The sequence below is a fragment of the Trinickia sp. genome (assembly GCF_057351765.1).
Map to the genome: position 1 here is coordinate 46,875 of NZ_JBMRBK010000063.1, position 14,892 is coordinate 61,766.

Consider the following 14,892-nt stretch of genomic DNA (forward strand, 5'->3'; position numbering starts at 1 on the left):
TCCGCTTCGTGAAAACCGGCCATATGCATTGGCGCAATGGCTAGAGTTCCCACTGTCGAAATCAAGCGGTGCGGGAGCCTCTCTCATGGGAAACAACATCGGACCGACTGGCCCCCGTGCGACGGGCGGAAGTGACGGTGAGCCGGCTCATCCGGTGAATCAGGCTGCCGAAACGCCGGCGCACGCGCCGACGCCTCGCGCAACCCCCAGTGCACTCCTCGCAAAACTCGTTGGGCCCGTGCAGAGAATGGCGGGTGCCATGCGCGGTTTCCGGACTTCCTCATCAGCGGATGATGCGCGCGCGGCCGAGTTGCGCGCCAAGACGCTCGATCACGCGCGGAAATCCTGGCATGCATGCACGATGGACAACGGCAACTACGCCCACATCCTGGACTCGATCGCGCGCTCGATCACATTCGACGGGCTGTTCGACGAACCGCCGCCGCTCGGCCATGTTTCGGGCGGCGCCCCGAAGCGGGTAGCCGAGCATCCGGCTCACCAAGCCGTCGACCCGAGCAACGTCGAGGAGCTGCGGACGGTATTTTCGGACATGCTGGCGTTGTCATCGAGCCTCCCAGCCCATAGCCAGCGCCACTGGGTCGCAGCGCTCGTCCGGATTGCGGGCATGCTGCCGCACTCGCAAGGAGAGCAAAGCGAGCGACGCCAGGCGCTGTCAGCTGCACGACAGGCATGGGACAGACGGAAAATCCACGCCGCGGATTACGCGGGCATTCTTTCGATGCTCGGCCGAGGCGCCGGTTCGGCGAATCCAAAGGTCGACCCGGAATTGCTCGACGACATTTCCATGGAGTCCTTGAAATTGCCTGTCCCGTTCAGAGAGGCGCTCGCCCGCTCGCTGGAGCAGGCGGCCATTGCGCCCGAACAGGAATAGTCCGGCGGTTCGAGTCCCGGGTTACGTAAACAAACCTAAGTGCAAATCCCGATGAATGCGCTGCATCATTGGGGAGACAATCTCCGATGCCGCATGGTGCGGGGCCGACCTTCCCGCAATGATGCACCATGCCAAAAAAATGGCGGGGCTTGCGTCTTGACACTCAAACCCCGTTCCGATGCGACGCGCCCACCCGGCGCGCGTGACAAAGCGGCGCTTCGCCTGACTTCGGCATGGAAGGGGACATGATTCTCGGCGACACGATTCTCGAAACGCGCGGGCTCACCAAGGAATTCAAAGGATTCACGGCCGTGAACGGCGTGAACCTGCGCGTGCGCCGCGGCTCGATCCATGCGCTGATCGGCCCGAACGGCGCGGGTAAGACGACCTGCTTCAACCTGTTGACCAAGTTTCTCGAACCCAGCGCGGGCCAAATCGTTTTCAACCATGTCGATATCACGCGCGAGCGGCCCGCCCAGATTGCGCGCCGGGGCATCATTCGTTCGTTCCAGATATCGGCGGTGTTTCCGCATTTGACGGTCTTGCAGAACGTTCGCGTGGGTTTGCAGCGTACGCTCGGCACCGCGTACCACTTCTGGCGCTCGGAGCGCACGTTGGAGGCGCTCGATGCGCAGGCCCACGATCTGCTATCGCAGGTGGGTCTGACCGATTTTGCCGATACGCCGACGGTCGAGTTGTCGTACGGCCGCAAGCGCGCGCTCGAGATCGCGACGACGCTGGCCATGGAGCCGGAACTCATGCTGCTCGACGAGCCGACACAGGGCATGGGACACGAAGATGTCGATCGCGTGACCGCGCTCATCAAGAAAGTCTCGGCGGGCCGGACCATCCTCATGGTCGAGCACAACATGAACGTGATCGCGGGCATTTCCGACACGATCACGGTCTTGCAGCGCGGCGAGGTGCTGGCCGAAGGCAGCTATGCGGAAGTTTCGAAGAATCCGCTCGTGATGCAGGCGTACATGGGCAGCGCCGAGGCCGCCCTCACAGGGGCGCACGGATGAACCAGATGGCGCATCAAACGCATCAAAACATCGAAGGCGACGCGCGGGCGGCAACCGTCGCGCCGCAGGGCACGCCTGCGCTGACCATTGCGGGCTTGCAGGCGTGGTACGGCGAGTCGCACATCCTGCATGGCGTCGATCTCACGGTGAACCGTGGCGAAGTCGTGACGCTGCTTGGCCGCAACGGGGCAGGGCGCACCACCACGCTGCGCGCGATCATGGGCCTCACCGGGCGGCGTACAGGCTCGATTCGCATCGGCGAACGCGAGACGATCGGTCTGCCTACGCACAAGATCGCGCACTGCGGTGTCGGGTATTGCCCCGAGGAACGCGGTATCTTTTCGAGCCTGTCCTGCGAAGAGAATCTGATCCTGCCGCCGCTGGTGGGCGCCGGCAAGGACGCGATGCCGATCGACGAGATCTACACGATGTTCCCGAACCTGAAGGAGCGCCGCGCAAGCCAGGGCACGCGGCTGTCGGGCGGGGAGCAGCAGATGCTGGCCGTGGCGCGTATCTTGCGCACCGGGGCGAACCTGCTGCTGCTCGACGAGATCTCCGAGGGACTCGCGCCCGTCATCGTGCAGACATTGGCGCGCATGATCCTGACGCTCAAGGCGCGGGGCTATACCATCGTCATGGTCGAGCAGAACTTCCGCTTCGCGGCGCCGCTTGCGGACCGGTTCTATGTCATGGAACACGGTGGCATCGTCGAGCACTTCGAAGCGAGCGAGCTCGAACGCAAGATGCCCGTGCTGCACGATCTGCTCGGCGTTTGAAGCTCCACAAGCGTTTCCTTGCATGCGGCGCGACGCGGCGCATGCGTCAAAATAGTTGCACGAACAACCATAAGCGAAGGAGATTCTGATGAGGACCAGTTTGTTCGCAAGCGCTGCCCGGACGCTCGCGCTGACCGCTACCGCGCTCGCCGCCGGGCTCGCGGCGCAGCAGGCCACCGCGGCCGAGAATCAAGTCACGATCGGGTTCATTACCGATATGTCGGGGCTCTATGCCGACATCGACGGCAAGGGTGGGGCCACGGCGATCCAGATGGCCATCGACGACTTCGGGGGCAAGGTCAACGGGTTGCCGATCAAGCTGCTCACGCAGGACCACCAGAACAAGGCCGACATCGCCGCATCGGCAGCGCGCAAGTGGATCGACACCGAAGGCCTCGATATGCTGCTCGGCGGGACGAACTCGGCGACGGCCTTGTCGATGGACGAGGTCATCAAGGAGAAAAAGCGGCCGTACTTCTCGATCGGCGCCGGCACCGATGCGCTGACGAACAAGCAGTGCACGCCCTATACGATCCACTACGCATACGACACGACAGCGCTCGCACGCGGTACGGGCTCCGCGATCGTGAAGCAGGGCTTCAAGACGTGGTACTTCCTGACGGCCGATTATGCGTTCGGCAAATCGCTGGACAAGAATACGACCGAGGTCGTCGAAAAGAATGGCGGGAAGGTGTTGGGTCACGCTTTCCATCCGCTCTCGGCTTCCGATTTCTCGTCGTTCCTGCTTCAGGCTCAGGCATCGAAGGCCCAGGTGCTCGGCTTGGCGAACGCGGGTGGCGATACCGTTAACTCGCTCAAGGCAGCGAAGGAGTTCGGCATCACGAAGACGATGAAGATCGCGGCACTGCTGATGTTCATCGACGATGTGCATAGCGTCGGCCTGCCGACGGCGCAAGGCCTGCTGCTGACGGACAGCTGGTATTGGGATCAGAACGCGAAGTCGCGCGAATGGGCTCAGAAGTACTTCAAGAAGACGGGCAAGATGCCTTCGAGCCTGCAAGCGGCCGACTACTCCGCGACGATGACTTATCTGAACGCCGTGAAGGCCGTCGGTTCGACCGACCCCGACAAGGTCATGGCTCAGTTGCACAAGCAGCCGATCGACGATTTCTATGCGAAGGGTACGGTGCGCCCCGACGGCGTCATGCAGCACGACATGTATCTGTTCCAGGTGAAGACGCCGGCCGAGTCGAAGAAGCCATGGGACTACTACACGTTGAAGGCGACGATCCCGGGCGACCAGGCGTTCGGTACCAAGGCGGAAACGCAGTGCGAGCTCTGGAAGTAAACGCAGTGCGCGGCGCGCGGTGACGATGCGCGCCGCGCTTTTCGCTCGCGGCCATCCTTTTCGACGGCAGGTTAAATGGACATCTTCGGCATACCGTTGCCAGCGATGCTGAGCCAGCTCTTGCTCGGGCTCGTCAACGGATCGTTCTACGCGATCCTGAGCCTGGGGCTGGCGGTCATCTTCGGCATGCTCAACGTGATCAACTTCGCGCACGGCGCGTTGTTCATGCTCGGCGCGATGCTCGCCTGGATGGGGTTCAACTATCTCGGCCTGCCATACTGGGCGATGCTCGTGCTGGCACCGCTCGTGGTCGGCGCGTTCGGTATCCTGATCGAGCGCACGATGCTTCGCTGGCTCTACCGGCTCGATCATCTCTATGGCCTGCTGTTGACGTTCGGCCTCACGCTCGTCATCGAAGGCGTGTTCCGCTCGCTCTACGGTTCCTCGGGGCAGCCCTACGACGGTCCGGAGTTGCTTGCGGGCTCAACGAACGTCGGATTCATGTTCCTGCCGAACTATCGCGCATGGGTCGTGGTGGCTTCGCTCGTCGTTTGCTTCGCCACCTGGTTCGTCATCGAGAAGACGCGCATTGGCGCCTATCTGCGCGCGGGCACCGAAAACCCGAAGCTCGTCGAGGCGTTCGGCGTTAACGTGCCGCTCATGATCACGCTCACGTACGGTTTCGGCGTGGCGCTCGCGGCTTTCGCGGGCGTGCTCGCCGCGCCGGTCATCCAGGTCTCGCCGCTGATGGGGCAATCGATGATCATCACCGTGTTCGCGGTCGTGGTGATCGGCGGCATGGGCTCGATCATGGGGTCGATCCTGACGGGCCTGATGCTCGGTGTCGTCGAAGGGTTCACGCGCGTGTTCTATCCGCAGGCGTCGTCCACCGTCGTCTTCGTCATCATGGCGCTCGTGCTGCTCGTGCGCCCCGCGGGTCTTTTCGGCAAGGAACGGTGATGCAGAGAAAAGCGCTCTATGGCCTGCTCTTCGCGGGGCTTCTGATCGCGCCGTGGGTCGGCGTATACCCCGTGTTCGTCATGAAGGTGCTTTGCTTCGCGCTCTTCGCGGCGGCCTTCAATCTACTGATCGGCTATACGGGGTTGCTGTCGTTCGGCCATTCGATGTTCCTCGCCACTGCCGGCTACGCCACGGGGTTCGCGATTCAGTCGCTCGGGTTTCCGCCGCTCGTCGGTGTCATCGCCGGCACCGCGGCTGCGACGCTGCTCGGGTTCGTCGTCGGACTCTTTGCCATCCGGCGGCAGGGTATCTATTTCGCCATGGTCACGCTCGCCTTCGCGCAGATGATCTACTTCATCTATTTGCAGGCGCCGTTCACGCATGGCGAGGATGGCCTGCAAGGCGTGCCGCGCGGCACCTTGTTCAAGGTGATCGATCTGTCTTCCGATGTCGCGCTCTACTACCTCGTGCTCGTGGTCGTGACGCTCGCCTTTGCGCTGATCGTGCGCATCGTTCATTCGCCGTTCGGACAACTGATGACGGCCATTCGCGAGAACGAGCCGCGGGCCATTTCGCTCGGCTACGACACCGATCGCTTCAAGCTGCTCGCCTTCGTGCTCTCGGCCGGGCTCGCGGGCCTCGCGGGTTCGCTGAAAGTACTCGTGCTCGGCTTCGAGACGCTCAGCGACGCGCATTGGACGATGTCGGGGCTCGTCGTGCTGATGACGCTCGTGGGCGGAATGGGCACGCTGTTCGGGCCCGTCCTCGGCGCTACGATCATCATCACGCTCGAGGACCGGCTCGGGGATATCGGCGCCGTGCTGGCGTCGGTGACGGGCGTCACCTGGTTCAATACGCTCGGCGAATCGACGACGATCGTCGTGGGCTTCATCTTCATCGTATGCGTACTCGCGTTCCGGCGCGGCATCGTCGGTGAGATCGTGTCCCGCGTGCGTATGCTGCGTGCGTGAGTGCGAAGTCCGTGCGTTTCGCGTGCCGGATGCGTATGAATCGCGCGCGAATGCACACCACTAGGGAAAGTGCTAGGTTGTCGCCCCAGACGGGGGCGTTTAATCTTCGTTCCAGTTCTGATGCACCGAATTTGCAGGTGGAGAACGAGGAGACAATCGAGGCACTCAGTGCCCGGACGAAAGCGCTGTTGGAGAGATCCAACAGCGCTTTTATTTTGCCGTTCGCTTTTCAGCACCCCGCACGAGACCTGCCGCGGCCGGCCGCCATTCGCATCGTTATCGTTGCGCTTCACCATCGCACGAAACGCACCGCTTTTCCCCCGTTTCCTTTTCCAGCGCCGTCGCGCCAGTGTGGCCCGCGGCGTGGCAACGCCTGCGTGCTTTTGCCGCCGCGCGCCGCGCTTCACGCTACGATTGGCGTTTTCTCTCGGTGTACGAATCGATTCAGATCGCCGGACAGACCGGCTACAACAACAACGCTTTCGAATGAAGCGTCTGGAGATCCGCAATGACGATGAAGCAGTGGGTATGTAACGGCACGATCGCGGCACTGGTCTGCGCCTGGGGTACCGCGTTCGCGCAGGTGAAAGTCGGCGTTGTCTTGTCCGCGACGGGGCCGGCCGCATCGCTCGGCATTCCCGAGAAAAACACGATCGAGCTACTGCCGAAGGAAATCGGCGGCAAGAGCGTGCAGTACATCGTGCTCGACGATGCGTCCGATACGACGAAGGCCGTTCAGGACGCGCATAAGCTCATCGACGAGGATCACGTCGACGTCATCGTCGGCTCGAGCACCACGCCGAACTCGATGGCCATGCTCGATGTCATCTCCCAAGCGAAAACGCCGATGATCTCGATGGCCGCTTCGGCCAACATCGTGCAGCCCGTCGATGCCAAGCGCAGCTGGGCGTTCAAGACGCCGCAAAACGACAGTCTCATGGCCGATGCGATTGCGAGCTACATGCAGTCGCACGGTGTCAAGACGGTGGGCTTCATCGGCTTCACCGACGCCTATGGCGAAAGCTGGCATCAGGCGTTCACGAAGGCAGCGGGCGAACATGGGCTCAGGCTCGTCAGCGACGAGCGCTATGCGCGCACGGACACCTCGGTGACGGGGCAGGTACTCAAGACCATCGGCGTGCGGCCCGATGCGGTGCTGATCGCCGCCTCGGGCACGCCGGCCGCGTTGCCCGCCAAGGAACTCAAGGCGCGCGGCTACGCGGGCAAGGTCTATCAGACGCACGGGGTGGCGAACAACGATTTTCTGCGCGTGTGCGGTAAGGACTGCGACGGGGAAGTGCTGCCGGTCGGTCCGATCCTCGTAGCCGATCAACTGCCCGACACGAATCCCGTGAAGAAGTCGGCGCTCGCGTATAAGAGCGCCTACGAAGGCAAGTACGGCGCCGGGTCGGTCGTCACGTTCGGCGGCCACGCGTGGGACGCGGGCCAGATGCTGCAGCAGGCCATCCCCGTCGCGCTGAAAAGCGCCCAACCCGGCACGCCGGAGTTCCGCGCGGCGTTGCGCACTGCGCTCGAAGAAATCAAAAACCTGCCCGTTTCGCACGGCATCATGACGATCACGCCGACCGACCACAACGGCTTCGACAAGCGTGCACGCGTGATGGTGCAGATCGTCGATGGGAAGTGGAAGGTCGTCGGCGAATAGGTCGAACAGGTCGGGACAACGAAGCATGGATCTATCGATCGCGGCCATCCTGGCTCAGGATGGCGTGACGACGGGCGCCGTCTATGCGCTGCTCGCGCTGGCGCTCGTACTCGTCTTTTCGGTGACGCGCGTCATCTTCATCCCGCAAGGGGAATTCGTCTCCTACGGCGCACTCACGCTCGCGGCGCTGCAGGCAAACAAGTTGCCGCCGACGACGCTCCTGCTGATGGCGCTCGGCGCGGCATGCTTCGTCACGCAAGCGCTGGGACTGGTTCGTCGGCAGGGCGGCGCGCAGGGCCTGATTCGCAAGGTGGCGCTGCTTGCGGGCCGATATCTGATCTTTCCTTTGGCGGTCTATCTGGTCAACGTCCGTTTCAGCGCGCAGCCGATACCGATGCTCGCGCAAGTGGCGTTGACGCTGCTCATCGTCGTGCCGATGGGACCGTTCATTTACCGGCTGGCCTACGAGCCGATCGCGCAGGGCTCGACGCTGCTGCTTTTGATCGTTGCCGTAGCGGTGCACTTCGCGATGGTCGGACTCGGTCTGTGGATGTTCGGCGCGGAAGGCTCGCGCACGACGCCGTTCTCGGATGCGACGTTCACGGTCGGTGCCTTGACGATGGCGGGGCAAAGCGTGTGGGTCGTGCTCACGACGCTTGCGCTCATCGTCGCGCTCTACGTCTATTTCGACCGCTCGATCTCGGGAAAGGCGCTGCGCGCGACCGCGGTGAACCGCCTGGGGGCGCGGCTCGTCGGCATCGGCACGGCGCAAGCCGGAAGGCTCGCGTTCACGCTGGCAGCCGCGCTCGGCGCCTTGTCGGGCGTGCTCGTCGCGCCGCTGACCACGATTTATTACGACTCGGGCTTCCTGATCGGCCTGAAGGGCTTCGTCGGGGCGATCATCGGCGGGCTCGTCAGCTATCCGCTCGCAGCCGCCGGTTCGCTGCTCGTCGGATTGCTCGAATCGTATTCGTCGTTCTGGGCGAGTGCTTACAAAGAGGTGATCGTGTTCACCGTCATCATTCCGGTACTGCTCTGGCGCAGCCTGGCAAGCCCGCACGTCGAAGAGGACGAAGACTGACATGACTGCGACGAGGCGCCCGGCCTGGCTCGCCAAGCCGTTCTGGTTCTTTCTCGTGGCAATCTTCGCGCTACCGGTGTTGCCGGGGCCGCTGAATGTGCCCGAGTATTGGATCACGCTGCTCAACTACATCGGCCTCTATTCGATCGTGGCCATCGGCCTCGTCTTGCTGACCGGTATCGGCGGGATGACGAGCTTCGGCCAGGCGGCGTTCGTCGGCGTGGGTGCCTACGCGAGTGCCTTCCTGACCACGCGGCTCGGCATCTCCCCGTGGGTGGCGCTCTTTGTCGGCATCGCGCTGACGGCGCTCGTCGCGTTCGTGATCGGCGCAGTCACGATGCGTCTATCGGGGCATTTTCTGCCGCTGGGGACCATCGCCTGGGGGCTCTCGCTGTATTACCTGTTCGGGAATCTCGAAGCGCTCGGCAAATACGACGGGATCAGCGGTATCCCGCCGCTCTCGCTGTTCGGCGTGTCGCTCGCTTCGGGCCGCAGCATCTACTACGTCATCTGGATCGTCGTGCTCGCAGCGGTACTCTCCGTGCAGAACTTGCTGAACAGCCGGCCCGGGCGCGCCATCCGCGCGCTGCGCGGCGTCGGCACGATGGCGGAGGCCATGGGCGTCAATACGGCGTGGATGCGCGTCGTGATCTTTGTCTACTCGGCCGTGCTCGCGTCGATTTCCGGGTTTCTCTATGCGCACTTGCAGCGCGCGGTGAATCCCACCCCATTCGGGCTCAACCACGGCATCGAATATCTGTTCATGGCGGTCGTGGGCGGCGTGGCGCACGTCTGGGGCGCGATATTGGGCGCCGCGATCCTCACGATCCTGCAGGACTATTTGCAATCGATCCTGCCCGTGCTGCTCGGTCAAAGCGGCAATTTTGAAGTCATCGTGTTCGGCATTCTCATGGTGCTGCTACTGCAGCATGCGCGGCAAGGCGTCTGGCCCTTCGTGGCACGGGCGTTTCCGAGGGCTCCCGCCGCGCGCGTGCCCGAACAGGCACCAGTTTTGCCGCAGCGCACAAAACCAAATGCCGGTGAACCGTTGCTCGTCGTCGACCAAGCGCGCAAGACGTTCGGCGGTCTCGTGGCGGTCGACGATGTCAGTTTCGAGGTGAGAGCGGGGCAAATCGTTGGGCTCATCGGGCCGAACGGCGCCGGAAAGTCGACCACGTTCAATCTCGTGACGGGCGTCTCGCCAGTGACGCACGGCACGATTCGGTTCGCGGGCGAACGCATCGATACGCTCAACGCGCGCGAAATCGTTCGCCGGGGGATCGGGCGCACGTTTCAGCACGTCAAGCTCCTGCCCGGGATGACCGTACTCGAAAACGTTGCGATCGGCGCGCACTTGCGCGGCTCGGCCGGCGTCTGGCGCAGCGTTGCGCGGCTCAATCGCGCGGAGGAAGCGCGTCTGATGGCCGAGGCCGCGCGCCAGTTGGCGCGAGTCGGTCTGGAGGCGCACTTGTACGAGGAGGCGGGCAGCCTTTCGCTGGGGCAGCAGCGCATCCTGGAGATTGCACGCGCACTGTGCTGCGATCCGGCGCTGTTGCTGCTCGACGAGCCGGCGGCCGGCCTGCGATACCAGGAGAAGCAAAGACTCGCCGAGCTGCTGCGCAAATTGCAGGCGGAAGGCATGAGTGTGCTGCTCGTCGAACACGACATGGACTTCGTGATGAATCTTGCCGACCGGCTCGTGGTCATGGAATTCGGCACGCGCATCGCCGAGGGGCTGCCGCGGGATATTCAGAACGATCCGGCGGTCCTCGAGGCTTATCTGGGCGGAGTGGATTGACATGGATGCAACGATGGCTGGGCCGATCCTCGACGTCACGGGTTTATCGGTGCGCTATGGAAAAGTCGAAGCGCTGCACGACGTCTCGATTGCCGTGCGGCCGGGACAAATCGTCAGCGTCATCGGTCCCAATGGCGCCGGTAAGTCGACGCTGCTCAACGCGATCATGGGTGCCTTGCCGCTGACGGGCCATACGACAGGCGAGTTGCGGTATCGCGATGCCGACGTGACGAATTTGCCCATCGAAGCCCGCGTTGCGCTCGGCCTATGCCTCGTTCCGGAAAAGCGCGAGCTGTTTTCGACGATGTCGGTGGAGGACAACCTCGTGCTGGGCGCCTATCGGCGCAAGCGCGCAGGCGAGCGGAATTTTCTCGATCAGCTCGAACCGGTCTTTGCACTTTTTCCGCGGCTGAAAGAGCGACGCCGGCAGGCCGCCGGCACGCTTTCCGGCGGCGAGCGGCAGATGCTGGCGCTCGGTCGTGCATTGATGGGCAAGCCCGATCTGCTCATGCTCGACGAACCCAGCCTTGGGCTCGCGCCGCTCATCGTCAAGGAAATCTTCCATGTCGTCAGCGCGCTGAGGCAGACCGGCGTCGCGATACTGCTGATCGAACAGAACGCGCGCGCGGCGCTGCAGATCTCGGACTATGGCTACGTGCTCGAGACAGGCGAGGTCGTGTTGGAAGGGGCGGCGGCCGAGCTGGCCGCCAATCCGCAGATCATCGAGACTTATCTGGGGCTCGCCAGAAAGAGGGCGTGACGATGGGCGGCGAAGTATTGGGCTGTTTCACGTGAAACAACCGCTTCGCTTAGCCTCTTCAACCTATATCGGCAGGTCGTAGCCAGAGAACGCGAATCGCGATCCTCCCGAACCCGTTATAATTTCGCGCATCTCCGCTCTCGAATGGCCCGCACGCGTTCTCGTCGCGGGATCCACAATGCTTTATCCCACTGAATTTGACGTCATCGTTGTCGGCGGCGGTCATGCCGGCACGGAGGCCGCTTTGGCCTCCGCGCGCATGGGCGCAAAGACGCTGCTGTTGACCCACAACATCGAAACGCTCGGTCAGATGAGCTGCAATCCGTCGATCGGCGGGATTGGCAAAGGCCATCTGGTCAAGGAAGTCGACGCGCTCGGCGGCGCCATGGCGGCCGCAACCGATGAGGGCGGGATTCAATTCCGCATTCTCAACTCATCGAAAGGGCCTGCTGTGCGCGCGACGCGTGCCCAAGCCGACCGCCTGTTGTACAAACAGGCCATCCGCCATCGGCTCGAGAATCAGCCGAATTTGAGTCTGTTTCAGCAGGCGGTCGAGGATTTGATCGTGGAGGGCGACCGCGTCGTCGGCGCCGTGACGCAAGTCGGCATTCGTTTTCGCGCGCGTGCAGTGGTGTTGACGGCCGGCACGTTCCTCGACGGCAAGATTCACGTTGGCCTCAATCATTACACCGGAGGCCGCGCCGGCGATCCGGCCGCCGTATCGCTGTCCGCCCGGCTCAAGGAATTGAAGTTGCCGCAAGGGCGGTTGAAGACGGGGACGCCCCCGCGTATCGACGGCCGTACGATCGACTTTTCCGTACTGGAAGAGCAGCCCGGGGATCTCGATCCTGTTCCTGTCTTCTCGTTTCTGGGCCGCGCAGAACAACATCCGCGCCAGGTGCCGTGCTGGGTCACGCATACGAACGAGCAGACGCACGAGATCATTCGCGGCGGCCTGGACCGGTCGCCGATGTATACCGGGGTCATTGAGGGCGTGGGCCCGCGCTACTGCCCGTCGATCGAGGACAAGATCCATCGATTTGCGACGAAGGCGTCGCATCAGATCTTCCTGGAGCCCGAGGGGCTGACGACGAACGAGTTCTATCCCAACGGTATTTCGACGAGCTTGCCGTTCGACGTTCAGCTGGCGCTCGTCCGTTCGATGCGTGGCCTGGAGAATGCGCATATCCTTCGGCCCGGCTATGCCATCGAATACGACTACTTCGATCCGCGCGGGCTGAAGGCGTCGCTCGAAACGAAAGCGATCAAAGGGTTGTTCTTCGCCGGTCAGATCAACGGCACCACCGGCTACGAGGAAGCAGCGGCGCAGGGTCTGCTCGCCGGCATCAATGCGGGACGCTATGTGCAGGAGAAAGACGCCTGGAGCCCGCGGCGCGATCAGGCCTATCTCGGGGTTCTCGTCGACGATCTGGTCACGCGGGGGGTGTCGGAACCGTATCGGATGTTCACGAGCCGGGCCGAATATCGTCTGAGCCTTCGGGAAGACAATGCCGATATGCGCCTGACCGAGATTGGGCGCGAGCTCGGCGTCGTCGACGATGCCCGGTGGGACGCATTCTCCCGCAAGCGCGATGCTGTTTCACGTGAAACAGAACGTCTGAGGATGACCTGGGTGAATCCGAAGACGCTGTCCGCGGTCGAGGCGACGGCGCTGCTTGGCAAGCCGATCGATCACGAGTACAGCTTGGCGGACCTGCTGCGCCGGCCGGGTGTCAGCTACGCAGGCGTCTGTGCGCTGCGCGAGGGCGGGTGCGGGCCCGATGGGCCGCTGGCCGACGATCCCGTCCTGCTTGCGCAGATCGAGGAGCAGATCGAGATCGGCATCAAGTACCAGGGCTATATCGATCGCCAAGCCGACGAGATCGAACGCAACGAGGCGAACGAGAACACGCGCCTGCCGGATGGCATCGACTATGCGGCCGTGCGCGGGCTATCGTTCGAGGCGCGTCAAAAGCTCGAGCAATTCCGGCCGGAAACGATCGGCCAGGCATCGCGCATCTCGGGCATTACACCGGCCACGATCTCTTTGCTGATGGTTCATCTGAAGAAAGGTCTTGGCCGGCGGCCGGAGCCTGTGACTCACGGCGACGGCGGCCCGGATGCCGCTTCGGCGGCACGATGACGTCGTCGCGCAAGGGAGCGGGGCAGACGCTGGATCGAGACACGTTGCGCGGCCTCCTGAATTCAGGGGCGGCGAAGCTTGGCTTGGCGTTGTCCGGCGAGCAGTCGGAGCGGCTGCTCGATTACCTGGGCCTGCTGTCGAAGTGGAATGCCGTCTACAACCTCACGGCGATACGCGACCCGCGGCAGATGCTGATTCAACACGTCCTGGACTCGCTTTCGGTCGCGCCGCATCTTGCCGCGCACGCCGGCGACAGCATCCTCGACGTGGGATCGGGCGGCGGCTTGCCCGGCATCGTGCTCGCGATCGTACTTTCCGAACGGGCCGTTACCTTGAACGATATCGTTCAGAAGAAAACGGCGTTTCAAGCGCAGGTCAAGGCGGAACTGAAACTCTCCAACGTCTCGGTCGTGACGGGCAGGGTGGAAACGCTGCGTCCGGGCGTGGAAGTCGCGGGAAAATTCGACGCGATCGTCTCCCGCGCGTTCGCAGAGCTCTCCGATTTCGTTACACTTGCGCGGCACCTCGTCAGCGAGCGAGGGTCGATCTGGGCCATGAAAGGTGTGCGTCCCGATGCCGAGATTTCGCGGCTGCCGGCGGATGTCCGCGTGGCGCAGGTCGTTCGGCTGGACGTGCCGCTGCTCGACGCCGAGCGGCACCTGGTCGAGATCGTGCCCGAGCGCCATGCCTCGGACGATCGATCCGCTTATCACGCTTAGGACCCAATAAACGATGGCAAAAATCTTCTGCGTCGCGAATCAGAAGGGCGGCGTCGGCAAGACGACGACGGCGGTCAACCTCGCCGCGAGTCTCGTATCGCAGGGGCAACGAGTATTGCTGATCGATCTCGATCCGCAGGGCAACGCGACCATGGGTAGCGGCATCGACAAGGCGAAATGCGAGAGCACCGTCTACGAGGTGCTTGTCGATGGGGTCTCGGTGGCCGATGCGCGGCTCAAACCCGAGGCGGTCGCTTACGACGTGCTGCCCGCGAACCGCGAGCTCGCGGGCGCGGAGATCGAGCTAGTCGGCGTCGAAAATCGAGAGAAGCAGTTGAAGGAGGCGATTGCGCTCGTCGCCGACGATTACGACTTCGTTCTCATCGACTGCCCGCCCGCGCTGTCGCTGCTGACGCTGAACGGCTTGTGCGCGGCGCACGGCGTGGTCATCCCGATGCAGTGCGAGTATTTCGCGCTGGAAGGGTTGTCCGACCTCGTCAATACGATCAAGCAGGTCCATGCGAACTTGAATCGCGATTTGAAGGTGATCGGCTTGCTGCGCGTCATGTTCGATCCGCGCATCACGCTGCAGCAGCAGGTTTCGGATCAATTGAAGGAACATTTCGGCGACAAGGTGTTCGATGTCGTCATCCCGCGCAATGTGCGCCTTGCCGAGGCGCCGAGCTATGGGCTGCCGGGCGTCGTCTTCGACCGCGCTTCGCGCGGGGCACAGGCCTATGTGCAGTTCGGTGCGGAGATGATTGAACGCGTGCGCGGGCTCTGACGCGCGCC

13 protein-coding genes are annotated in these 14,892 nt (G+C 63.1%); all 13 read left to right on the forward strand.

All coding sequences use genetic code 11. The annotated features are described in order from the left end of the window. Positions 1–85 precede the first annotated feature (85 nt). The 13 genes from ACO1XS_RS17225 to ACO1XS_RS17285 all read left to right on the forward strand — a co-directional run bounded on the left by ACO1XS_RS17225 (position 86) and on the right by ACO1XS_RS17285 (position 14,884). Positions 86–892, forward strand: coding sequence for a hypothetical protein (locus ACO1XS_RS17225; RefSeq protein WP_486391234.1), 807 nt, complete (start codon positions 86–88; stop codon positions 890–892). Between the two features lie 245 nt (positions 893–1,137). After that, positions 1,138–1,917 (forward strand): ABC transporter ATP-binding protein, encoded by a 780-nt coding sequence (locus ACO1XS_RS17230; protein ID WP_173257819.1) that lies wholly within the window; start codon positions 1,138–1,140, stop codon positions 1,915–1,917. A 5-nt stretch (positions 1,918–1,922) separates the two neighbouring features. Further along, positions 1,923–2,693 carry an ABC transporter ATP-binding protein gene (locus ACO1XS_RS17235; protein WP_486391235.1) on the forward strand — a complete coding sequence of 257 codons (771 nt, stop codon included), beginning with the start codon at positions 1,923–1,925 and terminating at the stop codon, positions 2,691–2,693. Positions 2,694–2,781: 88 nt separating this feature from the next. Beyond that, positions 2,782–4,002: an ABC transporter substrate-binding protein gene (locus tag ACO1XS_RS17240; RefSeq protein ID WP_481582571.1), complete on the forward strand. Its 1,221-nt coding sequence runs from the start codon at positions 2,782–2,784 to the stop codon at positions 4,000–4,002. Positions 4,003–4,077: 75 nt separating this feature from the next. Next, positions 4,078–4,962 carry a branched-chain amino acid ABC transporter permease gene (locus ACO1XS_RS17245; RefSeq protein WP_331573578.1) on the forward strand — a complete coding sequence of 295 codons (885 nt, stop codon included), beginning with the start codon at positions 4,078–4,080 and terminating at the stop codon, positions 4,960–4,962. Then, entirely contained in the window at positions 4,962–5,933 is a 972-nt protein-coding gene (locus tag ACO1XS_RS17250; RefSeq protein WP_486391236.1) for a branched-chain amino acid ABC transporter permease, read from the forward strand. Before ACO1XS_RS17245 ends, ACO1XS_RS17250 begins: the two co-directional genes overlap by 1 nt. A 508-nt stretch (positions 5,934–6,441) precedes the next feature. Continuing rightward, a complete protein-coding gene (locus ACO1XS_RS17255; RefSeq protein WP_486391237.1) occupies positions 6,442–7,599 on the forward strand; it encodes an ABC transporter substrate-binding protein in 1,158 nt (385 codons plus the stop codon). Between the two features lie 25 nt (positions 7,600–7,624). Further along, the gene (locus tag ACO1XS_RS17260; protein WP_486391238.1) at positions 7,625–8,680 is read left to right on the forward strand and encodes a branched-chain amino acid ABC transporter permease; all 1,056 of its coding nucleotides are present in this window, start codon (positions 7,625–7,627) and stop codon (positions 8,678–8,680) included. 1 nt (position 8,681) lies between these two features. After that, on the forward strand, positions 8,682–10,478 hold the full coding sequence (locus ACO1XS_RS17265) for a branched-chain amino acid ABC transporter ATP-binding protein/permease (RefSeq protein ID WP_331573570.1): 1,797 nt from the start codon (positions 8,682–8,684) through the stop codon (positions 10,476–10,478). Positions 10,479–10,491: 13 nt separating this feature from the next. After that, positions 10,492–11,238: an ABC transporter ATP-binding protein gene (locus tag ACO1XS_RS17270; protein WP_486391239.1), complete on the forward strand. Its 747-nt coding sequence runs from the start codon at positions 10,492–10,494 to the stop codon at positions 11,236–11,238. A gap of 178 nt (positions 11,239–11,416) precedes the next feature. After that, on the forward strand, positions 11,417–13,381 hold the full coding sequence (gene mnmG, locus ACO1XS_RS17275; protein ID WP_486391240.1) for a tRNA uridine-5-carboxymethylaminomethyl(34) synthesis enzyme MnmG: 1,965 nt from the start codon (positions 11,417–11,419) through the stop codon (positions 13,379–13,381). After that, positions 13,378–14,100, forward strand: coding sequence for a 16S rRNA (guanine(527)-N(7))-methyltransferase RsmG (gene rsmG / locus ACO1XS_RS17280; RefSeq protein ID WP_486391241.1), 723 nt, complete (start codon positions 13,378–13,380; stop codon positions 14,098–14,100). Before mnmG ends, rsmG begins: the two co-directional genes overlap by 4 nt. A 13-nt stretch (positions 14,101–14,113) precedes the next feature. Then, positions 14,114–14,884: a ParA family protein gene (locus ACO1XS_RS17285; protein ID WP_173257842.1), complete on the forward strand. Its 771-nt coding sequence runs from the start codon at positions 14,114–14,116 to the stop codon at positions 14,882–14,884. Positions 14,885–14,892 lie beyond the last annotated feature (8 nt).